The sequence below is a fragment of the Streptomyces sp. NTD107 genome (genome assembly GCF_059510435.1).
In genome coordinates this window covers 744,862-766,450 of sequence record NZ_JCAJZV010000002.1, presented here as the reverse complement: position 1 = coordinate 766,450, position 21,589 = coordinate 744,862, and the positions used below count along the sequence as shown (strand labels likewise).

The window sequence follows — 21,589 nt, the reverse complement described above, 5'->3', positions numbered from 1 at the left end:
GAGATGGAGCCCGTGTCCACACACCAGTCCCAGGCGAGCGCCGGCCATCTGCTGCGGCTGATCCGGCGGGGGCAGGCGGGCACCAGGGGCGAGCTCCAGCGGATCACGGGGCTGTCCCGTTCCACCGTCTCGGCCCGGCTCGACCAGCTCTTCCGGGCCGGCTGGGTACGCGAGCACGCCGGTGATCCGGTGGCCGATCCCACGGGTGGGCGGCCGGCGGTCAGGCTGGAGTTCGACGGGTCACACGCGGTCGTGCTGGTTGCCGACCTGGAGACCCGGCACGCGCGGGCGGCCGTCCTCGACCTGGCCGGCGAGGTGCTCGCCGAGCACTCCGGGCGGCTGCTCATCGACGACGGGCCGGCGGTGGTGCTCGACCGGCTCGGCGCCTGGTTCGCGGAACTGCTGACCAAGGCCGGCACCGGCGTGGACATGGTGGGCGGGGTCGGCCTTTCCGTGCCGGGGCCGGTCGATTTCGGCTCCGGGGAGATCGTTCAGCCGCCGATGATGCCCGGCTGGGACGGCTATCCGGTACGGGACGTGCTGCGGGCGGCGCTGCTGCGCCATATGGGCGACGCGGGGGAGCACGGGGCCGCCGCCGAGGGGCTGCCGCTGCCGGTGCTGATAGAGAACGACGCCAATGTGATGGCCTACGCCGAGCAGCGCCTGGGATACCCCGACTGTTCGGCGTTTTTGCTGGTCAAGGTGTCCACCGGGATCGGTGCCGGGGTGGTGGTGGGCGGTGAGATGTACCGGGGGATCGACGGGGGCGCGGGCGACATCGGGCACATCCGGCTGAGCGGGTTCCCGGACGCGCTGTGCCGGTGCGGTTCGTACGGCTGTCTGGCGGCGGTGGCCAGCGGGCGGGCACTGGCGGAGCAGCTGACGGCGGCCGGGGTGCCGACGGCGTCGGGGTCCGGGGTGCGCGATCAGCTGGCGATCGGGCAGCCGGACGCGGTGCGGCTGGCGCGGGCGGCGGGGCGGCAGGTGGGGGAGGTGCTGGCCACGGTGGTGACGCTGCTGAACCCCGGGGTGCTGGTGATCGCCGGGGATCTGGCGGGGGCGCCGTTTCTGACCGGGGTGCGGGAGCTGCTGTACCAGCGGGCGATGCCGCGTACGACGGCGGAGCTCCAGGTGGTGACGGGCCGGCTGGGGGACCGGGCCGGGCTGGTGGGGGCCGGGGCGATGGTCGTGGAGTACCTGTACGCGCCGGACCGCGCGGACGCGCGGCTGGCGGCCGTACCGGCGAGCTGACGCCGCCCCGCCCCGCCCTTTACCGAATCTTTCCCCTTCTTCCGGGGGCTTTTCGTACCTCTTGCCGACGGATATTCACCTTTTGTGCGCGTGCAGCGGCCCACGTATGATGGAGATGACGCTCAGATGAGCGTTTGCCGGGGTACTCTCCCGCTGTCAGGGCAGACAGCACCACCCCCCGGGTCCCGTCCGGGGGTCCCGCAGAGGAGTCGAGTCTCGTGACGCAGACCGTGGAACCACCCTCCATATCTCCACCGTCCGTCCCACCCACCCAGCCGGCGAAGCTCGTCTACGACTTCACCGAAGGCAACAAGGACTTGAAGGACCTGCTCGGCGGAAAGGGCGCCAACCTCGCCGAGATGACCCGCATCGGACTGCCCGTCCCGCCCGGATTCACCATCACCACCCAGGCATGCCGGGCCTACCTGGAGTCGGGAGCCGAGCCGGCCGGCCTGCGCGAGGAGGTGAGTGCGCACCTGGACGCGCTGGAGCGCCGGATGGGCAAGCGGCTCGGGCAGGGCGCCGATCCGCTGCTGGTGTCGGTGCGTTCGGGCGCGAAGTTCTCGATGCCCGGGATGATGGACACCGTCCTCAACATCGGCCTGTCGGACGCCTCGGTGGGCGCGCTGGCCGCGCAGGCGGGGGATGAACGTTTCGCCTGGGACTCGTACCGGCGCCTCATCCAGATGTTCGGCAAGACGGTGCTCGGTATCGACGGCGAACTCTTCGAGGAAGCCCTCGAAGCCGCCCGCCACACGGCGGGCGCGGCCACCGACGTGGAGCTGGGCGCGGCCGAACTTCAGTCCCTGGTGCGTGAGTTCAAAGAGATCGTGCAGCGGGAAACCGGCCGGGACTTCTCGCAGGACCCCCGCGAACAGATGGACCTGGCCATCCGCGCCGTCTTCGCCTCCTGGAACGGCGACCGGGCCCGCCTCTACCGCCGCCAGGAACGCATCCCCGCCGGCCTCGGCACCGCCGTCAACATCTGCGCCATGGTCTTCGGCAACCTCGGCCCCGACTCCGGCACCGGCGTCGCCTTCACCCGCGACCCGGCCACCGGCCACCAGGGCGTGTACGGCGACTACCTCCCCAACGCCCAGGGCGAGGACGTGGTGGCCGGCATCCGCAACACGGTGCCGCTCGCCGACCTCGAACGGCTCGACCCGGCCTCGTACACCGAACTGCTGCGCATCATGGAGGTCCTGGAGAACCACTATCTCGACCTGTGCGACATCGAGTTCACGATCGAGCGCGGCACCCTGTGGATGCTCCAGACCCGGGTCGGCAAGCGCACGGCGGCGGCAGCCTTCCGGATCGCCACCCAACTCCTCGACCAGGGCCTCATCGACGAGCGCGAGGCACTGCGCCGGGTGACCGGGAACCAGCTGGCCCAGCTGATGTTCCCGCGCTTCGACGCGTCCGGGGTGCACGCCGACACGCTCGGCAAGGGCCTGGCGGCCTCCCCCGGCGCGGCGGTCGGCGCGGCGGTCTTCGACTCCGCCACGGCCGTGGAGTGGGCGGCGCGCGGCGAGGCGGTCATCCTCGTGCGGCGCGAGACCAACCCCGATGACCTGGACGGCATGCTGGCGGCCCAGGGCATCCTGACCTCGCGCGGCGGCAAGACCTCGCACGCGGCGGTGGTCGCGCGCGGCATGGGCAAGACGTGCGTGTGCGGCGCCGAGGGCCTGGACGTCGACACCAAGCGGCGCCGGTTCACCACGGCGGACGGTCAGGTCATCGAGGAGGGCGAACTCCTCTCGATCGACGGCACGAGCGGCACCGTCTACCGCGGCCGGGTCCCGGTCGTACCGTCCGCCGTCGTCGACTACTTCGAGCACGGTACGGGGGCGGACGACGACGACCTGGTCCGCTCGGTGGACCGGGTGATGCGGTACGCGGACCGGGTGCGGCGGCTCGGCGTCCGCGCCAACGCCGACACCACCGACGACGCGGCCCGCGCCCGGCGATTCGGCGCGGAGGGCATCGGCCTGTGCCGTACCGAGCACATGTTCCTGGGCGACCGCAGGGAACTGGTGGAACGCCTGATCCTGGCGGAGACGGACGCGGCCCGGGAATCGGCCCTGGCCGCCCTGCTCCCCCTGCAACGGGCGGACTTCGCGGACCTCTTCGAGGCGATGGACGGCCTGCCGGTGACGGTACGGCTGCTGGACCCGCCCCTGCACGAGTTCCTGCCGGACCTGACGGAACTGTCGGTACGGGTGGCGACGGGCGACGACCCGCGCGACCGGGCCCTCCTCCCGGCGGTCCAGCGCCTGCACGAGCAGAACCCGATGCTCGGCCTGCGCGGCGTACGTCTGGGCCTGGTGGTCCCCGGCCTGTTCACGATGCAGGTCCGCGCCATCGCGGAAGCCGCCGCCGACCGCAGGGCGGCCGGCGGGGACCCGCGCGGGGAGATCATGATCCCGCTGGTGGGCACCGTCCAGGAACTGGAGATCGTGCGCGACGAGGTGGAACGCGAGATCGCGGAGGTGGAGAAGGCCACCGGCGTAAGCCTCGGGCTGTCCCTGGGCACGATGATCGAACTCCCCAGGGCGGCACTCACGGCGGGTCAGATCGCCGAATCCGCCGACTTCTTCTCCTTCGGCACCAATGATCTGACCCAGACGGTCTGGGGCTTCTCGCGCGACGACGTCGAAGCGAGCTTCTTCTCCGCCTACCTGGAGAAGGGCATCTTCGGCGTCTCGCCGTTCGAAACCATCGACAAGGACGGCGTCGGCGCACTCGTCCGCGCCGCCGCCCGCGCCGGCCGGGCTGCCCGCCCGGACCTGAAACTCGGGGTCTGCGGCGAACACGGCGGCGACCCCGAGTCGGTGCACTTCTTCGACGAGGTGGGCCTGGACTACGTGTCCTGCTCGCCCTTCCGCATCCCCGTGGCCCGGCTGGAAGCAGGCCGGGCGGCGACGGCGCGCGGCGACTAGCGCGCCCGAGCCACCGGGATTGCCGCCACCCCGACCCTCACCCGGCGGACATCCCGGCCCCACCACGGGGACCCGAGGGGGCGGCGCCTGTGCGGAGGCGCCGCCCCCACCACCAACAGCCCGTCAGCGGACGGCCCCTCCCTCCTCCCCCCCCCCGCACAGGGATTGCGTACAGGAAGGATCCGGGCCGGGTGGCTGTTCCTGTACCGCGTGCGTTCTTCGCTCGCGCCCATCCGTAACGGTCCTTCGGGCAAGGGAAGGTGACGTTGCCAAGGGTCCACTGCCCGAGCCGGCCGAGGTGCGGCGGGTGATGGTCCGGGTGACGCCCCCCTGTCCGGGTGACGCCCCTGAAGGTCACCGGGTTCTCCGTCTGAGACCGGTGGGTTTGTGAGCCCGGCGCTGTCGGGGGTTGCCGCTGAGGAAGGCGGCTTGGTCAGCAGCGGAAGCCGCTCATGGCCGTTCGCTGATCCCCCCGTCCCCCGAGGCGCCGAGCACCCCTACCTTCGCGGACGGAGCGCCGGTGCGGCCAATGATTTCGGCGTACGCTGAAAAACCATGGTCACACGCCTGGGAGGTGCTCGTTGCTGCGCATCCATGTCACGGGGGAGGACTTGGCACGGATACGCCTGGCGGACCGGCCGGATCCGATGTGGGAGACCGTGCTCAGCTCGCTGCGCTTCCGGGACCGGCGCGGTCCGGCCTCGTACGGGCGGTGGCGGAGTCAGGCGCGGGCGCGGTTACGCGCGTTGCCGCAGACGATGCGGGCGCTCATTCCGCTGGGGGGCTACTTCCCGGACTTCCTGACCCCGGTTTCCGCCGGCGGCGACTGGGAGGAGCGGGTCGATCTGCTGCGTTCCACGTCCCAGCGGCAGTTGCGCACCGAGATGCTCACCCTGGACGCCGAGTCGGCCACGGCCCTGCCCGGCTGGGTGCGCGCTCTCGCCGGTGGCGAGCGGGAGACGCTCGACAAGGTCGCCGGGGATATGGACCGTTACTACCGGGCCGCCATCGCCCCGGCCGCCGTCTGGTCGGTCATCCAGGCCCAGGTGGACGCCGACCGGGCCATCCGGATCCGGCATCTGACCTCCGGCGGCATCGAGGGGCTGCTGCACGGGCTGCGGCCCGTACTGCGCTGGGAGGCCCCCGTCCTGGAGGCCGACTACCCGGTGCCGCGCGATCTGCGGCTCAACGGGCGGGGGTTGCTGCTCATCCCGTCCTTCTTCTGCTGGCGGTACCCGGTGACCTTCTACGACGACGGGCCGAACCCGGTGCTGGTGTACCCGATCCAGCACATCGCCCCGCCGCCCCCCGGCGGCGCCGCGCTCGGGCGGCTGATCGGGGGGACCCGGGCCCGGGTGCTGCGCTGCGTCGGGCTCGGCGCCACCACCGGCGAACTGGCCCGCCGCGCCGGGATCTCCGCCGCCTCCGCCAGCGAGCACGCCGGTGTCCTGCGCGAGGCCGGTCTGCTGGTCTCGGTGCGGCGCGGCAACGAGGTGCTGCACTCACTGACCCCGCTCGGTGCCGAGCTGCTGCCCGTTCACTCGCTGGGCGTCGCCCAGTGGTAGCGGCGTTCCGGCCGGCCGGTGGCCCCGTACCGCAGCCGTACCCCCACCTGCCGGGTGGAGACGAAGTATTCGAGGTAGCGGCGTGCGCTCACCCGTGACAGGCCGCTGCGGTTGGCGCATTCGGCGGCCGACAGGTCCGCGGCCGGGTCGAGCGCGGCGAGGGTGTCGCGGATGAGCTGTGCGGTCTGTTCGGACAGCCCCTTGGGCAGCCGGGGCGGGGTACGGGGCGCCCCGCCGCCGAACACCCGGTCCACGTCGTCCTGTCCGGGTACGGCGATGGCGGCCAGTTGCTGTGCGCGCCGCGCGTAGTCGCGCAGCCGCTCGGCGAGCACCGGAGGGTCGAACGGCTTGATGATGTAGTGCACCGCCCCGCCGCGCAGCGCGCCGCGGACGGTCTCGGCCTCGCGGGCGGCGGTGATGACGAGTACGTCCACGTCGGAGCCCTCGTCGGCGCGGAGTTCGCGCAGGACGTCCAGGCCGCTCATGTCGGGCAGGTAGACGTCCAGGAGCACCAGGTCGGGGCGTAGCTCGGTGACGAGCGTGAGTGCCTGGGCGCCGGTACGGGCCTCGCCGACGACCGCGAAGCCGGGCACGCGTTCGACCAGCTTGCTGTGCAGCCGCGCCACCATGAAGTCGTCGTCGACGACCAGCACCTTGATCATGACTCCGCTCCTTCGCGGTCGGCGTCGCGGTCGGCGTCCCGCCCCTCGTCCCGCCCCTCGTCGCGCGGCAGCCGGGCGGTGAAGGTCGATCCGTCGACCGTGACGGTGCCGCCGCGCCGGGTGCACACCAGCCGGGTGATGGCCAGGCCCAGGCCACGGGTGGCGTGCTGGGCGGTGGCCTTGGTGGTGAAGCCGTGGCGGAAGATCTCCTCGGTGAGGTCGGGGGCCACACCCGGCCCCGAGTCCCGTACCGTCAGCGAGACCTCCCGCGCCGTCTCCGTCAGGGTGATCTCCACCCAGCCGGCCCGGCCCGAACCCCTCACCGCGTCCAGGGCGTTGTCCACCAGGTTGCCGACGACCGTGACCAGGTCCGAGGCGATCGTCTCGGGGACCGCGCCGAGCGCGCTGTCCGCCGTGACCCGCAGCGTGGCGCCCTGTTCGGCGGCCAGCGACGCCTTGGCGATCAGCAGCGCGGCGAGTGAGGGGTCGGCGATCTTCGAGATGACTTCGGCGGCCCGTTCGGTGTGCGCCCCGCTGACCCCGCGTACGTACCGGGCCACCTCCGGGTATTCGCGCAGTTCGACGAGTCCGGCGATGACGTGGAGGTGGTTGGAGAACTCGTGCGCCTGGGCCCGCAGGGTGTCGGTGGCGCTGCGGGTGGTCTCCAGTTGGTGCTGGAGGGCGGCTATTTCGGTCAGATCGCGCATGGTGGTCACGGAACCGGCGGACTGGCCCCGGGTGATGAGCGGCATCCGGTTGAGGGTCAGCACCCGGTCGGCAGTGAACACTACCTGGTCGTGTGCGGCGGATCGCCCGGTCAGTACGTCGTGCAGCCGCGGCTCGACCCCGAGGTCGGCGAGGGTACGGCCCGGCGCGTCGCCGGGCAGCCGCAGCAGTTCGCGGGCGGTGTCGTTGACCAGGGTGACCCTGCCCTGCCGGTCCAGGCCCAGCACGCCTTCCTTGATGCCGTGCAGCATGGCCTCGCGGTGCTCGGCGAGCGCGGTGATGGCCTCCGGCTCCATCCCCAGGGTCTGCCGTTTGATGCGGCGGGCCAGGAGGTACGAGCCGAGCGCGCCGAGTGCGCTGGCGATACCGAGGTACGCCAGCATCTGCGGGGCGGCGGCGGCGATGCGCTCGGTGAGGCTCTGGTAGTCGCGGCCCGCCGAGACGATGCCGAGGAGGCGGCCGTCCTCGCCGAACACCGGGACGTGGGCCACCAGGGAGGTGTGGCCGCCGGCCGTGGTGATGCCGATCCAGGACCGGCCGCTGAGCACCTGTGAGCCGCCGAGCGGCAGTTCGGTGCCGATCCGGCGCGGGTCGGCGGCGGTGAGGACGACCCGGTCGGTGCCGGTGATCTCCACGGTGGAGGCGCTGGAGACGCTGCGGGCGTTCTCGGCGGCGGTCTGGAGGATGCCCTGGCGGTGGGCGTCGGCCAGCCCGACCCGTACCGCGTCCTGGGCGGCGACGGTTTCGGCGACGCTCAGCAGCCGGCCGCCCTCCGCGCGCCGGAACTCGGCGTCGGCCTGGGCGACGGTGACCGCCGCGATGACGACGAGGACCACCACGATCAGGCCCAGTTGCAGCACCAGGAACTGGCCGGCGAGGGTGAGACGCGGGGTGCGCAGGCGCGGCAGGTGGGGCAGTCGGGGCCGCCAGGGCAGCCGGGACGGGTGGGGCGGCCGATCTCGTACCGGTATCACTCGCTCCGCCTCCCTTCTTCGGACATGCGCTGGTGATGCATCCTAGGTACCTCAATGGCGACGGGTGGAAGGGCGGGCGGTGAGCACCTCACGACGGACCCTGCTGACCGGCGGCACGGGCACCCTCGGCGGCCTGCTGCTTGGCTCCCTGGGTTCGGTAGGCGCCCTGGCCACCGCCGGCTGCGCGCCGAGCGGCCCGGTCCCGCACCACGAGCTGCGGCTGATGGTGCCGAACATCCCGGGCGGCGGATACGACTACACCGCCCGGACGCTCGCCGTCACCCTGAGCGACGCCGAGCTGGTGGACGCGGTGGAGGTCTTCAATCTGACCGGCGGATCCGGCACCGTCGCCCTCACCCGCCTCGTGCACGAGGCGGGCAACGACCGGCTGCTGCTCCAGATGGGCCTGGGCCTGGTGGGCAGCGTCAACACCCACGCGGCGCACAACCCGACCCGCATCGCCGACGCCACCCCGGTGGCCCGGCTGATGGACGAGGCGGAAGCGGTGATCGTCGCGCCGGATTCGCCGTACCGCTCGCTGGCCGAGCTGGTACCGGCCTGGCGGCAGGGCACCCTGCGCGCCGGGATCGGCTCGCGCCCCGGCGGCCCCGACCATCTGGCGCTCATGCTGACCGCCGAGGCGGCCGGGATCGCGCCCCAGGACGTGCGGTCCGCCGTGTACGACGGCGGCGGCGGGCTGCTGGCGGCGCTGCTCAGCCACGGGGTGGACTTCATCATGAGCGGGATCAGCGAGTACCGGCACGCGATCGCCACCGGGGAGCTGCGGGTGCTGGCGGTGACCGGGGAGCAGCCGCTGGACGGCCTGGACGCGCCGACGCTGCGCGCGTGCGGGTTCGATCTGGCGGTCACCAACTGGCGCGGGCTGCTTGCCCCGCCGGGGCTGAGCGAGGGCGAGCTGGCGGGTACGACGGCGGTGCTGGACGCGCTGCACGCCAGCCCGCAGTGGCGGCGGGCGCTGCGCGACAACGGGTGGAGCGACTCGTATCTGACGGGGGAGGGCTTCGGCCGCTTCCTGGCGGCGGAGGACACCCGGGTGGGGCGGCTCCTGGAGCGGCTGCCCTAGGCCGTCTCTTTTGGATCTTCGTGGATCAGGCCGCGTCGTCGGATGCGGTGCGTCGCAAGGCGCCGGGGTGCCCTCCCGGTGGTGTCCTTCGGGCAGTCCGGCAACGCACCGAGGCTCCCCCAGCCTTCGGCCGGGAGGTGCCGCCGGCTACCGAGGTGCCCGATCCACGGAGATCCGAAAGGGCCGGCCTAAGCGGTGCCCTCGCCGTCGTCCGCGTGCCCGCCAACCGGCGGCAGGGCCTCGTACCGTACGCCGGTCAGCTCCTCCGAGCGGCGCCACAGCCGCTCGGCCAGTTCGTCGCGGCGGGTCCACGGGGCGCGCCAGCCGGCGCCCGGGCCGCCGCGCAGCCGCCGTACGCCCATCACGTTCGGGCCGGTGAAGGAGTCCGCCGTGACATCGGGCGCGGTCGCCGCGTACAGGGTGGGGGTGGCGCCGACCTCCGGGTCGGAGGCGAACAGCCGGTTGCCGAGCCGCGCGATACGCCGGCCCGTGCCGCTGCCCGCCAGCCGGGGGCCCTTCTCCTGCAACTCGGTCTCCGCGTACCCGGGGTGGACGGCGGCGGCCAGCAGGTCGGCGCCGGACGCCCGTACCCGGCGGGCCAGTTCGTGGGTGAACAGCAGGTTCGCCGCCTTCGAGCGGCCGTAGGCGCGCCAGCGGCGGTAGTGCCGCTCCTGGCTCTGCGCCTGGCTCCGGGTCTGGACGGCGCTCTGCCGCAGCACCCCGGAGCCGGTCAGGTGCAGCAGGCTGGACACCGTCACCACCCGGGCGCCCGGAGTGGCCAGCAGCTGGTCGAGCAGCAGCCCGGTGAGCGCGAAGTGGCCCAGGTGGTTCACCCCGAACTGGGTCTCGAAGCCGTCGGCGGTCTTCGCGTACGGCACGGCCATCAGCCCGGCGTTGTTGATCAGTACGTCCAGCGGCTGGTCGCCGTAGCCGGCGGCGAAGGCCCGTACCGAGGACAGATCGGCCAGATCCAGCAGCCGCAGCTCGGCGCGCGCCTCCGGCACCTCGGCCAGCAGCCGCTCCAGCGCCTGCGCGCCGCGCCGGCGGTCGCGGCAGGCGAGGATGACGTGTGCGCCGCGCCGGGCCAGTTCACGCGCGGTGACATAGCCCAACCCGCTGTTGGCGCCGGTCACCACCATGGTGCGGCCCTTGAGATCGGGGATGTCGCGTACCGTCCAGCCCATGTCTTCAAGCCTAGGACGGTACGGGCCGGGCGGGCGAACGCCGGGGCGCGCCGTTCAGCGCCTCATCGCGGGATCACCTCCGCCGGGCAGCGCAGCCGCCGGTCGAAGCCGATGACGCGTTCGGGGCCGGTGAGGGTGAGCGGCAGCGCGTGCCGGAGGTCGCCGCTGGAGGCGCCGAGCCGCAGTTCGAGGTCGCCCGGCTCGGTGACGCGGCGGCCGGGGGCCACGGTGTACGCGGCCAGGTCGGCGTGGAAGCCGAACCGCACCCGGGCGCTCGCCCCGGCGGCCAGTTCCACCCGGGCGTAGCCGATCAGCCGGTTGACGGGGCGGACGACGGTGGCGACCGGATCGTGGAGATAGAGCTGGACCACCTCGGTGCCCGCGCGATCACCCGAATTGGTGACGGTGATCTCGATGTCGGCGGCGCCGTCGGTGCCCGTCGTCCGGGTGGACAGCGTGGGGTCGCTCCACTCGAAGGAGGTGTACGACAGTCCGTGCCCGAAGGGGTACAGCGGGGTGGGGTCGATGTTGCTGGCGTCGCCGACCAGGCCGAGCGGCGGGGCGAGGTACGTCCAGGGCTGGCCCCCGGGGTGTACCGGGACGCCGACCGGCAGCCGTCCGCTGGGGCTGATCCGGCCGGAGAGCACACCGGCCACCGCCGGGCCGCCCTCCTCGCCGGGGAAGAATGTCTGCACGACGGCGGCCAGCCGGTCCGTCCAGCGGCCCAGCGCGTACGGGCGGCCGGTGAACAGGACGAGGACCACCGGCGGGCCGCCGCCCGCCTCCGTGGCGGCCAGCAGTTCGTCGAGCAGCGCGCCCTGGCCCTCGGGGAGTTCGAGGTCGGTGGCGTCGCAGCCCTCGCCCGAGGTGCCGCGCCCGAACAGTCCGGAGCGGTCGCCCACCGCGACCACCACCACGTCCGCCCCTGCCACCGCCGCCGCGTCGCCGCCGATCGCCGCGCCCGGGAGTTCGGCGCGCAGCGACTCCAGCAGGGTGGGCACCGCCACGCCGAGCGGCAACTCGGGGTGTTCGACCCCGACATGGCGCGGGAAGCTGTAGCAGCCCAGCATGGCCGCCGCCTCGTCGGCGAACGGGCCGGTCACCGCGATCCGGGCGGTCGGTGCCAGCGGCAGCACGCCGCGCGGGTTGGCCAGCAGGATCACCGACTCCTCGGCGAGTTGCCGGGCCGCCGCGCGCAGCCGGGGCGGGTCCAGATCCACCAGGCCGTCACCGCCATCGCCACCGTCACCCCTGCCGTCACCGGCGAGGGCGGCCGGCTCCGGGGACCAGTCCGGATCCAGCAGCCCCAGTTCGGCCTTCTGCGTCAGCACCCGCAGCACCGCCCGGTCCACCAGCGACTCGGCGACCTCCCCGGACCGTACGGCCTTGAGCAGCGGAATCCCGTACGCCCGTACCGCGGGCAGTTCCACATCCACCCCGGCCGTCAGCGCCAGCACCGCCGCCTCCGCCGGGGAGCCGGCCACCGCGTGCGTGGTCTCCAGGAAGGTGACGCCGAAGTAGTCGGAGACCACGGTCCCGGTGAACCCCCACTCCTCGCGCAGCAGCCGGGTCAGCAGCCAGGTGTCGCCGTGCGCGGGCACCCCGTCCACGTCCACATAGGTGGCCATCACCGAGCGGGCACCGCCCTCGCGCAGCGCCATCTCGAACGGCGGCAGGACCACGTCCGCCAGCTCCCGGGGCCCGATCGAGACGGGCGCGTGGTTGCGGGCGCCGCGCGAGGCCGCGTATCCGGCGAAGTGCTTGAGAGTGGCCACGATGCCCGCCGACTCCAGGCCGCGTACGTACCCGGTGGCGATGGTGGACACCAGGTACGGGTCCTCGCCGATGGTTTCCTCGGTGCGCCCCCAGCGCGGGTCGCGCACCACGTCCAGCACCGGGGACAGGCCCTGGTGGATGCCGACCGCGCGCATGGACTCGCCGATCAGCCGGGCCGCCTCCTCCACCAGTTCGGGGTGGAAGGTGGCGCCCCAGGCCAGCGGGGTGGGCAGCACGGTCGCCTGCCAGGCGGTGAACCCGGTCAGGCACTCCTCGTGCGCGAGCGCCGGGATGCCGTGCCGGTTGGCGGCGGTGATCCGGCGCTGGTCGGCGGCGAGGGTACGGGCCCGGTCGGCCGGCTCCACCGGGTTGGTGCCGAACGGGCGGGTCAACTGGCCCAGGCCGTGCGGCAGCAGGGCGTCGAGATCCAGATCGGGCTCGGTGAGCAAGCCTTGCAGCGGTGCGACATCCTCCCCCTCCCCGTCCGAGCCGGGCCAGATGCTGCTGAGCTGCGCCAGCTTCTCCTCCAGGGTGAGACGGGAGAGCAGATCGGCGGCGCGTTCGGCGGCCGGGCGGGAGGGGTCCTGCCACTGCTGGTGCTGCTCCATGAGGGCTCAGGCTCCTTTACGGGGGAGGGTTCGGCGCGGTGCCGCCACGGCGGGGCCGCGGAGCGGGCCGGGCGCGGGGCGCGGGGGTCAGCGTCCGCCGACGCCCATCAGGCCGTTGATCAGCTGGCGGCGGGCAAAAAGATAGGCGGTGAAGATCGGCAGCATGGACAGCACCACGGCCGCCAGCAGGGCGGGGATGTCCACCCGGAACTCGCCGATGTAGTCGTACAGGCCGAGCGTGAGTACCCGGTTCTCCCGCGACTGGGTGAGGATCAGCGGGAAGAGGAACCCGTTCCAGGCGCCCAGCGCGGAGAACACCCCGACGGTGGAGATGCCGCCCCGGGTCATCGGCACCACCAGCTGCCACAGCACCCGGGCCGGGCCGGCGCCGTCCAGCGCCATCGACTCGTACTGCTCCTCCTCGATGTCGCGCATCGACCCCACCAGGATCAGCACGCTCACCGGGAGCGAGAACGCGGCGGTGGGCAGGATGATCGCCAGCAGCGTGTCGTACAGCTGGAGTTCGGTGATGATCAGATAGACGGGGATGATCACCGCTTGGGAGGGGATGGCCAGGCCCAGCAGGAACAGCTGGAAGATCCGCCGGGACATCCGGGACCGGGTGCGGATGATGCTGTACGCCACGGTCACCGCCAGCACGATCACGATGGCGGCGCAGCAGAGCGTGACGATCAGGGTGTTGAGGAGATAGCGCGGGAAGTCGCCCTCCAGGACCCGGCGGTAGCTGTCCAGGGTGAACTCGGTGGGCAGCGACAGCGGCCCGTTGGCGAGATAGGTGGCCCGGCTCTGCACGGTGGAGGCCACCAGGATGTACAGCGGGACCGCCACGATCACCAGCCACAGGAACGCGGCGAACCCGGCCGGGAGGTTGGCGCGGCGCCAGGCCGCCGGCCTGCGGCTCGTACCTTCGGTGCCGCTCATATCCCCTCCCGGGTGCTGCGCATCCTGCTGAAGCCGGTCAGCCGCACCAGCAGCAGCGAGACGGCGGTGGCGGTGACGACGAGGGCGGTGGCCACCGCGCTGGCGTAGCCGAGGTCGAAGACCTGGAAGCCCGTGCGGTACATCAGGAACGGCACGATCGTCGTCGCGTCGCCCGGCCCGCCCCGGGTGAGGATGAGGATGGTGTCGAAGTAGGTCAGCGCGCCGACCACCATCAACACGGTGGAGGTGACGATGGTGTTGCGCAGCTGGGGGAGGGTGATGGCGAAGAACTGGCGTACGGTGCCGGCGCCGTCGATGGCCGCGGCGTCGTAGAGGGAACGCGGGATCTGGCGGGCACCGCCCTGGTAGATGAGGGTGTGCAGCGGGATGAACTGCCAGGCGGTGACGAAGAGTACGGCGGCGAACGCCCCGTTCGGAGAGCCCAGCAGATCGGCCGAGGAGAGGTTGAGCCAGTCGGCGATCTGGGCGTTGAGCCCCAGGTTCGGGTCGAAGATCGTCTTCCAGAGCAGGGCGAGCGCCACGGAGGAGGCGAGCAGCGGAAGGAAGAAGATCGCGGACAGTACGGCGCGGGTACGCTGCCGGCCGGCCGCCCAGACCCCCAGCAGCAGGGCGATGGGGGTCTGGAACAGCCAGGTGAGCAGGGTCAGCAGCAGGCTCAGGCCGATCGCCCGGCGCATGGCCTCGTCGTTCCACAGCCGGGACCAGTTGTCGGTGCCGCTCCAGGCCGGATCGGACAGGCCGTCCCAGTCGGTGAAGGAGAGATAGCCGACGATGAGCATGGGCGCGGCGGCGAAGAAGACGAAGAACAGCAGGCCGGGGACCGCCCAGGCGATGCCTGGGCGGCCGGTGCGACGGCGCGGGGAGGCGGAGGTCACGGGGGCCGGCCCGCCTACAGATCCCGCATGGCGGCGACGAAGGCGTCGGGGCTCATCTGGCCGCCGAACAGCTTCTCGATGGCCTCGTGCAGGGCGGGCGCCTTGCCGACCGGAAGCGCCTGGTCCCAGGAGAGGGTGAAGGACGGGGCCTCGGCCACCATGTCGTACTGGAAGCGGGCGAACTCCGGGTTGGCGTGCGAGCCGAGCAGGCTCTCGGCGTCGGCGGTGGTGGGGATGTCGCCGTTGTCGATCAGGGCCTGGGCGTACTCGGGGGTCGCGGCCAGCCGCAGGAACTCCAGGGCGGCGTCCAGGCGTTCGCCCTCCACCTCGGCGCTGACCGACCAGTAGTTGGTGGGGTTGCCGACCACCGAGGCCGGGTCGCCGGTGCCGTCCGGGACGGTCGGGAAGGCGGCGAAGCCCAGGTCCTCGGCGGCGAACTCGGGCTGCTGGGCCAGCTGGTTGGCGTACTCCCAGCTGCCCATGAGGTGCATGACGCCGCCGCCCTGGGCGAAGAAGGTGGAGGCGCCGTCGGCGGTGTAGTTGACCGAGCGGAAGTTGTTGCCGAAGGTGCCGGCGTCCACCAGCTCCTTGACGGTGTCGGCCATCCACTGCACGGCCGGGTCCTCCCAGCCGGTGGCGTCGCCGTTGCGGATCCGGTCGAAGATGCCGGCTCCGCCGCGCCGGTCCAGCAGATACTCCAGCCACATCAGTTCGGTCCACGGATCGGCGCCGGCCACGACCGCCGGGACGGTGTCGCGGTCGATGAACACGTCGATGACGTGGAGGAGATCGTCCCAGGTGGCGGGGGGTTCGACGCCGGCCTCGGCGAACGCGGTCTTGTTGTAGAAGAGGATCACCGGCTGGACGCCGCGCATCGGGATGCCGTAGTAGCGGCCGTCGACGGCACCGGCGTCCAGGATGGTGGGGATGAAGGCGTCCTTGAACTCCTGGTCCTCGTCGAGGATCGGGGTGAGGTCCACCAGCATGTCCTGGGCGACGAAGTCGCTGATGCTGCCGCCGCCCCAGTTGAAGAAGATGTCGGGCGCGTTGGGGCTGCCCATGGCGGTGCGCATCCGGTCCGAGTAGTTGTCGCCGGGGACCTGGACGAGGTTGATCTTGATGTCGGAGGTCTCGTTGAACTTCTCGACGAACTCCTCCTGAATGACCGTCGAGCCGTCCTGGTAGACCCACACGGAGAGGCTGTCGCCACCACCGCGTTGGGGTCCGCCGCTGCCGCAGGCCGCCAGGGTGGTCGCGGCGACGGCGCAGGCCGCCGTCGCCGCGAGGACACGCAGGGTACGTATACGCATCGCACACCTTCCGGAAAGTCGCCGAAAATTATCGGGCCAGGTGCCGAAGAAAGCTACGACGGCAGCCGGTTGCCGTCAACGGTTTGCACACACCCGCTTCCCCGCCCGGGCCCGAGGCGGCCCGAGGCGGCCGGCCCGGCCGAGGGCGGCCGAGGGCGGCCGAGGCCCGCGTCCGCGGTAACCCCGGCGCCGCGGAGAGCCCCGGTGAGGTCCTGCTCTTCGCGCAGGGGGGCTCTCTGTCGTGGCTGGAGGTCTGCTCATGGAGCGAGGAGATCGGGGTGACCCTGGCCACCGCCCGGCGTTCCCTTCGTCCGTGGCGGGAATCCGGCGCGGCCCGCGATGTGCTCAAGCCGCCCGGCGTTCCCTCTCCCCGTGCGCCTCCGGCCGGTTACCTGGTCCGGTCCGCGGGAAGCGGGGCCGTGCTGGCGCGGACCACCAGCTCGGTGGCCAGCTCCAGGCGGGGGGAGTCGGGTTCGTCGCCCTGGGCCTGGCGCAGAACCGTCCTGGCCGCCATTTTGCCCATCTCCGCGAGCGGCTGACGCACCGTGGTCAGCGGGGGCGCGGACCAGCGCATCTCGGGCAGGTCGTCGAAGCCGACCACGCTCACGTCCTGCGGGACCCGCAGGCCCTTGCGGCGCAGGGCCTCGATCGCGCCCAGTGCCATCTGGTCGCTCGCCGCGAAAAGCGCGGTGGGCGGCTCGGGGAGGGCCATCAGCCGCTCGCAGCCGGTGAATCCGGACTCGTGGTAGAAGTCGCCGGGCACGATCAGCTCGTCGTCCACCGGCACCCCGGCGCTCTCCAGGGCGGCCCGGTAGCCGTCCAGCCGGGCCCGGCTGCACAGCAGCCGGGGCGGGCCGGCGATCAGGCCGATGCGGCGGTGGCCCAGTTCCAGCAGGTGGCCGGTGGCGGCCATGCCGCCCGCCCAGTTGGTGGCGCCGATCGTGGGCGCGTCCAGGGCGGGGGAGCCGGCCGGGTCGATCACCACCAGGGGTACGCCGAGCCGGTGGAGTTCCTTGTGCAGCACCGGCTCCAGCGCGCTGGTCACCAGGATCACGCCGTCCGAGGCGCGGGCCCGCAGGTTCTTCATCCACTGGCGGGCGGCGCCGGCCCGGTCGTGGATGGCGGAGACGACGGTGCCGACCCCGGCGGCGTGCGCGACCTCCTCCACGCCCCGGATGATCTCCACCGCCCAGGGGCTGTCGAGGTCGTTGAAGACCAGGTCGAGCAGCGCGGCCCGGTCGCCGGGGGCGACGGTGCGGCGGCGGTAGCCGTACTGCCGCAGCAGGTCCTCCACCCGGGCCCGGGTGTCGGGTGCCACGTCGGAGCGGCCGTTGACGACCCGGGAGACGGTGGGCACCGAGACGCCGGCCTCGCGGGCGATGGCGGTGATGGTGACCTTCTTGCGGCCGTCGCCCTGGTCCTTGTTCCCGCCCATGATCCCTACTTTCTGCCGACGACCGACTCCCGCCGGAAGTTTTTCAACATTATTCCGGAAGGGTTGACGTCCACCATGGTCCCCCTTACAACGGTCCCGTCAGCCTGCGGGGGCATGACAAGGGAAGGGACGGGCATGTTTTCCCTAGTGCGCGGAGCCGCGGTCGTCATCGCCACCGGAGCGTTGCTCTCCGGTGCGGCGTTGTACGGCGGCGCGCAGGCAGCTCAGAGCACGTCGGAAGAAGCGCCATCGGTTCAGCTCGCGACCTTACGCGAAGCGGCGTCAACAAGCGGTAAATTCGTCGGCACGGCGATCGCCGACAACCGGCTCGGCGACGGCACGTACAACGGCATCGCGGCGCGCGAGTTCAGCAGCGTCACCGCCGAGAACGCCATGAAGTGGGACGCCATCCAGCCGCAGCGCGGCACGTTCAACTGGGCGGCCCCCGACCGGCTGGTGCAGTTCGCGCAGGCCAACAGCCAGCAGGTGTACGGCCACACCCTGGTGTGGCACAGCCAGATGCCGGGCTGGCTGGCGAACGGCAGCTTCGGCGCAACCGAGCTGAACCAGATCATGAACACCCACATCTCCACGGTAGTGGGTCGCTACCGGGGCCAGATCAACCGCTGGGACGTGGTGAACGAGGCGTTCAACGACGACGGTTCACTGCGCAACTCCAAGTGGTACCAGGTGCTGGGCCGCGACTACATCGCCAACGCCTTCCGGGCGGCGCGGGCCGCCGACCCCAACGCCAAGCTGTTCATCAACGACTACAGCACCGACGCCATCAACGCGAAGAGCACCGGCATGTACAACCTGGTGCGCGATCTGCGCGCCCAGGGCGTGCCGATCGACGGCGTCGGCTTCCAGTCGCATCTCATCCTGGACCAGCTGCCCAGCACCTACCAGGCCAACCTCCAGCGGTTCGCCGACCTCGGCGTGGAGGTGGTGATCACCGAGCTGGACATCCGGATGCAGCTGCCCGCCGACTCGGCGAAACTCGCCCGGCAGTCACAGCAGTTCGGCCAGGTGGTGCAGTCCTGCCTGAACGTCTCGCGCTGCTCGGGCGTCACGGTGTGGGGCTTCAGCGACCGTGACTCCTGGGTGCCCGGCACCTTCCCGGGGCAGGGCGCGGCGCTGCCGTACGACGAGAACTACCAGCCGAAGCCTGCCTACAACGGGATGCTGACGGCGTTCGGCGGCACCCCTGGGGGCGGCGATCCCGGTCCGGGCCCGGACCCGGGCCCCGGGGCGGACTGCTCGGCGGTCTACCAGGTGACCAGCCGGTGGAACGCCGGTTCGGTGGTGGAGGTGCGGGTGACCGCGCGGCAGGCGCTGAACGGCTGGACGGCGACGTTCACCCTGCCGGCCGGTGAGTCGGTGACCGGCTCGTGGAACACCCAGCTCACCCAGTCGGGTACGACGGTGACCGCGCGCAACGCCGCCCACAACGGGACGGTGGCGGCGGGCGGCACGCTCAGTTTCGGCTTCCAGACCAACAGCGGGGCGGTCTACCCGGCCCCGGTGGTGAGCCTGAACGGCACCGCCTGCACGGCGGCCTCGGCCTGAGTCAGGCCGAGGTCCCGGTCCCGGTCCCGGGGAGGCCCACGTCCCTGGCCCGTGCGGTCATGGTGTGCGCAAGGAACTCCCCGGGACTGTGCAGCACGTTGTGGAAGTGCCCGAAGAGTTCGAAGCTGATCAGTCCGAAGAGCGTGTTCCAGGCGGTGATCAGGGCGGGGACGGTCTCGGGGGGGAGGTCCGGGGCGAGGCCGGCGGCGACCGTGCCGGGCGGCGGGCCCGTGGTGGGCCGGGCCAGGGTGCCGGCCGCGTGGGCGTCGGCGGCGACGGCGATCAGGGTGGCGGCGACCCGGGAGGCCGGTTCGACGGTGGAGGCCGGGGCGGCGTAGCCGGGGATGGGGGTGCCGTAGATGAGCGCGTATTCGTGCGGGTGGGCGAGTGCCCACTCGCGTACGGCACGGCAGATGGCCAGCCAGCGCGCCAGGGGAGCGGCGGCGGGGCCGGCGGCGGCGAGGGCCTGTTCGGCGGCCTCGCCGACCAGGTCGTAGGCGTCGGTGATGAGGGCGGTCAGCAGCTCGTCGCGGCTGGGGAAGTAGCGGTAGAGGGCCGATGAGGCCATGCCCAGCTCGCGGGCGACGGCGCGCAGGGAGAGCTTGGCGGCCCCCTCGGCGGCCAGTTGTGCGCGGGCCTCGTCCTTGATGGCGGCCGTCACCTCGCGCCTGGCGCGTTCCCTGGCTCCCCTGATCGCTGTCATACGAACAGTCTGCCACGGTTTCGAGAGCAGTGCTCTTGCTTGTGTGCGGTGATAGTGCAACCATTGCTCTCAACCGAGAGCGCCGCTCTCTGAAGGTTCCAGGAGCAGACCCATGAGCGAGCAGCAGCCGCCGCACAGCACCCATGTCAAGCGGCCCGGATGGCTCACCAACCATGTCTTCAACCCCGTGATGGCGGGGCTCACCCGGCGCGGCATCAGCGTCCGGGGCTCCCGGGTGCTCGCCGTGCGCGGCCGTAAGAGCGGCGAGTGGCGCCGTACCCCCGTCAACCCGCTGCGCCACGAAGGACAGCTCTACCTCGTCGCCCCGCGCGGCCACGTCCAGTGGACCCGCAACATGCGGGTGGTCGGCGGCGGCGAACTGCGCGTCGGCAAGAAGGTCGAGGTGTTCACCGCCACCGAGGTCGCCGACGACGACAAGCCCGAGGTGCTGCGCGCCTATCTCAAGCGCTGGAAGGCCGAAACCGGGGCGTTCTTCGACGGCGTCGGCCCCGGCTCGACCACCGAGGAACTGCGCCGGGTGGCCCCCGATCACCCCGTGTTCGCCCTCACCGTCACCGAAACCCGCAACGGCTGACGTGCACCGGCGGCGGTGCCGTACCGTTCGCCCCATGAGCGAACCCGAGCTGCTGGCGAAGATAGCCGAACGGCCCGAGCTGTTCCGCTACTTCGAGTGGCCCTGCGACTTCGATGTGACCCGCCTCGACCCGGTGGAGCCCGGCCTGACGCTGCGCTCCGGCGCCACCCTCGAACCCGTCGCCGGCTGCGGCGCCGGCGGCAGCTACTTCCTGGTCGACGGCGAGGCGGTCCTCTACGCCTCCTCCGAGGGCGAGTGCGCGCTGATCGCCGACTCGCTGCGCGCCGCCCTGGAGCTGATGGCCGGGGTGCCGTTCTGGAAGGAGTACCTCCATCTGAGCCGGGCCGGCCGGGCCCGGCCGGTCGCCGAGGTGCTGGCCGAACTGGACCAGGAGCTGGCCGAGATCCCCGAGTTCGCCCCCGCCGGCGGCCAGGCCGCCGCCCGCGCGCTGGGCCTGAGAACCGGCGACCGGGTCGCCCTGCTGACCGCCCTGCACGCCGCGATCGACCGCACCGCCCCCGACCACCTGCTGATCAACGCGGACGGCGACCCGTACGAGGAGTTCTGACCGCCCGCCCCCGCCCCCGGCCCGGCCCAGCCCAGCCCGCCCCGCACCGTGATCGACGAGCGGCCCGGACGCCCCGGGGCGATGCTGGACGGTGAGTGAGGGAGGTGGTCGCGCATGGGAAAACCACGGCAAAGCCATCCATCGCGCCCGCACCAGTCGTCGCACCACGGCAGCGACATCGGCCGCCGCGTCGTCCTGCTGCGCGAACGGCTCGGGCTCAGCCGCGAGGACGTCGCCGACCGGGCCGGCGTGGCGCCCGAATACCTGGCCTACCTGGAGGAACACCCGGCCTCGCCCAGCGTCAGCTCACTGACCCGGGTGGCCCGCGCCCTGGAGACCACCGTGGCCGGGCTGACCGGCTCCGACGTGTCCTCCGGCGGCGGACACGCCAACCGCGAGGCGCGCCTGGTGGCCCTGGACGCCACCGAGTCCAGGGCCCGGATCCCGCAGTACGGGGTGGGCCGGATCGGCGTCGAGAGCGAGCGCGGCCCAGGTATTTACCCCGTCAACTACTCCATCGTCGGCGACAGCGTCGTGCTGCGTACCTCCGCCGACTCCCCGGTCGCCGCCGCCGCCGGCCACGAGGTCGCCTTCGAGGTCGATCACATCGACGAGGCGGTGAGCGAGGCATGGAGCGTGCTCATCGTCGGCCACGCCTCCCTGGTCACCGACGAGGAGACCCGCCGGCAACTGGACGAGGCCGCGCACACCGAGTCCTGGGCCGGCAGCGACCGGCAGCTGTGGGTACGCATCCGGGCCGAACGGATCTCCGGGAGCGAGATCCAGACCCGGCGCTGAGCCC

17 protein-coding genes are annotated in these 21,589 nt (G+C 72.3%); 8 read left to right on the top strand and 9 right to left on the bottom strand.

Features of this window, described 5'->3' with window-relative positions; translation table 11 throughout:
• The first annotated feature begins 3 nt into the window (after positions 1–3).
• The 3 genes from AC5WRL_RS07370 (at position 4) to AC5WRL_RS07360 (ending at position 5,755) form a co-directional block, all read left to right on the top strand.
• On the top strand, positions 4–1,251 hold the full coding sequence (locus tag AC5WRL_RS07370; protein WP_496087488.1) for an ROK family transcriptional regulator: 1,248 nt from the start codon (positions 4–6) through the stop codon (positions 1,249–1,251).
• Between the two features lie 245 nt (positions 1,252–1,496).
• A complete protein-coding gene (ppdK, locus tag AC5WRL_RS07365; protein WP_496087546.1) occupies positions 1,497–4,190 on the top strand; it encodes a pyruvate, phosphate dikinase in 2,694 nt (897 codons plus the stop codon).
• Between the two features lie 611 nt (positions 4,191–4,801).
• Positions 4,802–5,755 (top strand): ArsR/SmtB family transcription factor, encoded by a 954-nt coding sequence (locus AC5WRL_RS07360; protein WP_496087487.1) that lies wholly within the window; start codon positions 4,802–4,804, stop codon positions 5,753–5,755.
• Here the strand turns inward: AC5WRL_RS07360 and AC5WRL_RS07355 are convergent.
• Both AC5WRL_RS07355 and AC5WRL_RS07350 read right to left on the bottom strand, forming a co-directional pair.
• Positions 5,728–6,417: a response regulator gene (locus AC5WRL_RS07355; RefSeq protein WP_496087486.1), complete on the bottom strand. Its 690-nt coding sequence runs from the start codon at positions 6,415–6,417 to the stop codon at positions 5,728–5,730. The two genes, AC5WRL_RS07360 and AC5WRL_RS07355, sit on opposite strands and share 28 nt — an antisense overlap.
• Complete coding sequence (locus AC5WRL_RS07350) at positions 6,414–8,117, bottom strand: sensor histidine kinase (protein WP_496087485.1); 1,704 nt, start codon at positions 8,115–8,117, stop codon at positions 6,414–6,416. Before AC5WRL_RS07350 ends, AC5WRL_RS07355 begins: the two co-directional genes overlap by 4 nt.
• Before the next feature lie 79 nt (positions 8,118–8,196).
• Between AC5WRL_RS07350 and AC5WRL_RS07345 the strand changes: the two genes are divergently transcribed.
• The gene (locus AC5WRL_RS07345) at positions 8,197–9,201 is read left to right on the top strand and encodes a Bug family tripartite tricarboxylate transporter substrate binding protein (protein WP_496087484.1); all 1,005 of its coding nucleotides are present in this window, start codon (positions 8,197–8,199) and stop codon (positions 9,199–9,201) included.
• Positions 9,202–9,389: 188 nt separating this feature from the next.
• On the opposite strand, the gene AC5WRL_RS07340 is transcribed toward AC5WRL_RS07345, so the two are convergent.
• From AC5WRL_RS07340 to AC5WRL_RS07315, 6 genes are all read right to left on the bottom strand, one after another.
• Entirely contained in the window at positions 9,390–10,385 is a 996-nt protein-coding gene (locus AC5WRL_RS07340) for an oxidoreductase (protein WP_496087483.1), read from the bottom strand.
• 62 nt (positions 10,386–10,447) lie between these two features.
• Positions 10,448–12,769 (bottom strand): beta-xylosidase/alpha-l-arabinosidase, encoded by a 2,322-nt coding sequence (locus AC5WRL_RS07335; protein WP_496087482.1) that lies wholly within the window; start codon positions 12,767–12,769, stop codon positions 10,448–10,450.
• A gap of 87 nt (positions 12,770–12,856) precedes the next feature.
• Positions 12,857–13,711 carry a carbohydrate ABC transporter permease gene (locus tag AC5WRL_RS07330; protein WP_496087481.1) on the bottom strand — a complete coding sequence of 285 codons (855 nt, stop codon included), beginning with the start codon at positions 13,709–13,711 and terminating at the stop codon, positions 12,857–12,859.
• Positions 13,708–14,607, bottom strand: coding sequence for a carbohydrate ABC transporter permease (locus AC5WRL_RS07325; protein ID WP_496087480.1), 900 nt, complete (start codon positions 14,605–14,607; stop codon positions 13,708–13,710). Before AC5WRL_RS07325 ends, AC5WRL_RS07330 begins: the two co-directional genes overlap by 4 nt.
• 14 nt (positions 14,608–14,621) lie before the next feature.
• Positions 14,622–15,917: an extracellular solute-binding protein gene (locus AC5WRL_RS07320; protein WP_496087479.1), complete on the bottom strand. Its 1,296-nt coding sequence runs from the start codon at positions 15,915–15,917 to the stop codon at positions 14,622–14,624.
• A gap of 388 nt (positions 15,918–16,305) precedes the next feature.
• Positions 16,306–17,352, bottom strand: coding sequence for a LacI family DNA-binding transcriptional regulator (locus AC5WRL_RS07315; protein ID WP_496087478.1), 1,047 nt, complete (start codon positions 17,350–17,352; stop codon positions 16,306–16,308).
• A gap of 135 nt (positions 17,353–17,487) precedes the next feature.
• Between AC5WRL_RS07315 and AC5WRL_RS07310 the strand changes: the two genes are divergently transcribed.
• On the top strand, positions 17,488–18,921 hold the full coding sequence (locus AC5WRL_RS07310; RefSeq protein WP_496087477.1) for an endo-1,4-beta-xylanase: 1,434 nt from the start codon (positions 17,488–17,490) through the stop codon (positions 18,919–18,921).
• A 1-nt stretch (position 18,922) separates the two neighbouring features.
• On the opposite strand, the gene AC5WRL_RS07305 is transcribed toward AC5WRL_RS07310, so the two are convergent.
• Positions 18,923–19,624, bottom strand: coding sequence for a TetR/AcrR family transcriptional regulator (locus tag AC5WRL_RS07305; RefSeq protein ID WP_496087476.1), 702 nt, complete (start codon positions 19,622–19,624; stop codon positions 18,923–18,925).
• 112 nt (positions 19,625–19,736) lie between these two features.
• On the opposite strand from AC5WRL_RS07305, the gene AC5WRL_RS07300 reads away from it, so the two are divergent.
• The 3 genes from AC5WRL_RS07300 to AC5WRL_RS07290 all read left to right on the top strand — a co-directional run bounded on the left by AC5WRL_RS07300 (position 19,737) and on the right by AC5WRL_RS07290 (position 21,585).
• Positions 19,737–20,219, top strand: coding sequence for a nitroreductase family deazaflavin-dependent oxidoreductase (locus tag AC5WRL_RS07300; protein WP_496087475.1), 483 nt, complete (start codon positions 19,737–19,739; stop codon positions 20,217–20,219).
• A 34-nt stretch (positions 20,220–20,253) separates the two neighbouring features.
• Positions 20,254–20,787 carry a hypothetical protein gene (locus AC5WRL_RS07295; RefSeq protein ID WP_496087474.1) on the top strand — a complete coding sequence of 178 codons (534 nt, stop codon included), beginning with the start codon at positions 20,254–20,256 and terminating at the stop codon, positions 20,785–20,787.
• Between the two features lie 114 nt (positions 20,788–20,901).
• On the top strand, positions 20,902–21,585 hold the full coding sequence (locus tag AC5WRL_RS07290; RefSeq protein WP_496087473.1) for a helix-turn-helix domain-containing protein: 684 nt from the start codon (positions 20,902–20,904) through the stop codon (positions 21,583–21,585).
• Positions 21,586–21,589 lie beyond the last annotated feature (4 nt).

Bases quoted from the DNA above. Each gene is read 5' to 3' on its own strand.
- AC5WRL_RS07370 (WP_496087488.1), top strand. From the start codon at position 4: ATGGAGCCCGTGTCCACACACCAGTCCCAGGCGAGCGCCGGCCATCTG.
- AC5WRL_RS07355 (WP_496087486.1), bottom strand. From the start codon at position 6,417: ATGATCAAGGTGCTGGTCGTCGACGACGACTTCATGGTGGCGCGGCTG.
- AC5WRL_RS07340 (WP_496087483.1), bottom strand. From the start codon at position 10,385: ATGGGCTGGACGGTACGCGACATCCCCGATCTCAAGGGCCGCACCATG.
- AC5WRL_RS07335 (WP_496087482.1), bottom strand. From the start codon at position 12,769: ATGGAGCAGCACCAGCAGTGGCAGGACCCCTCCCGCCCGGCCGCCGAA.
- AC5WRL_RS07330 (WP_496087481.1), bottom strand. From the start codon at position 13,711: ATGAGCGGCACCGAAGGTACGAGCCGCAGGCCGGCGGCCTGGCGCCGC.
- AC5WRL_RS07320 (WP_496087479.1), bottom strand. From the start codon at position 15,917: ATGCGTATACGTACCCTGCGTGTCCTCGCGGCGACGGCGGCCTGCGCC.
- AC5WRL_RS07315 (WP_496087478.1), bottom strand. From the start codon at position 17,352: ATGGGCGGGAACAAGGACCAGGGCGACGGCCGCAAGAAGGTCACCATC.
- AC5WRL_RS07310 (WP_496087477.1), top strand. From the start codon at position 17,488: ATGTTTTCCCTAGTGCGCGGAGCCGCGGTCGTCATCGCCACCGGAGCG.
- AC5WRL_RS07305 (WP_496087476.1), bottom strand. From the start codon at position 19,624: ATGACAGCGATCAGGGGAGCCAGGGAACGCGCCAGGCGCGAGGTGACG.
- AC5WRL_RS07300 (WP_496087475.1), top strand. From the start codon at position 19,737: ATGAGCGAGCAGCAGCCGCCGCACAGCACCCATGTCAAGCGGCCCGGA.
- AC5WRL_RS07295 (WP_496087474.1), top strand. From the start codon at position 20,254: ATGAGCGAACCCGAGCTGCTGGCGAAGATAGCCGAACGGCCCGAGCTG.
- AC5WRL_RS07290 (WP_496087473.1), top strand. From the start codon at position 20,902: ATGGGAAAACCACGGCAAAGCCATCCATCGCGCCCGCACCAGTCGTCG.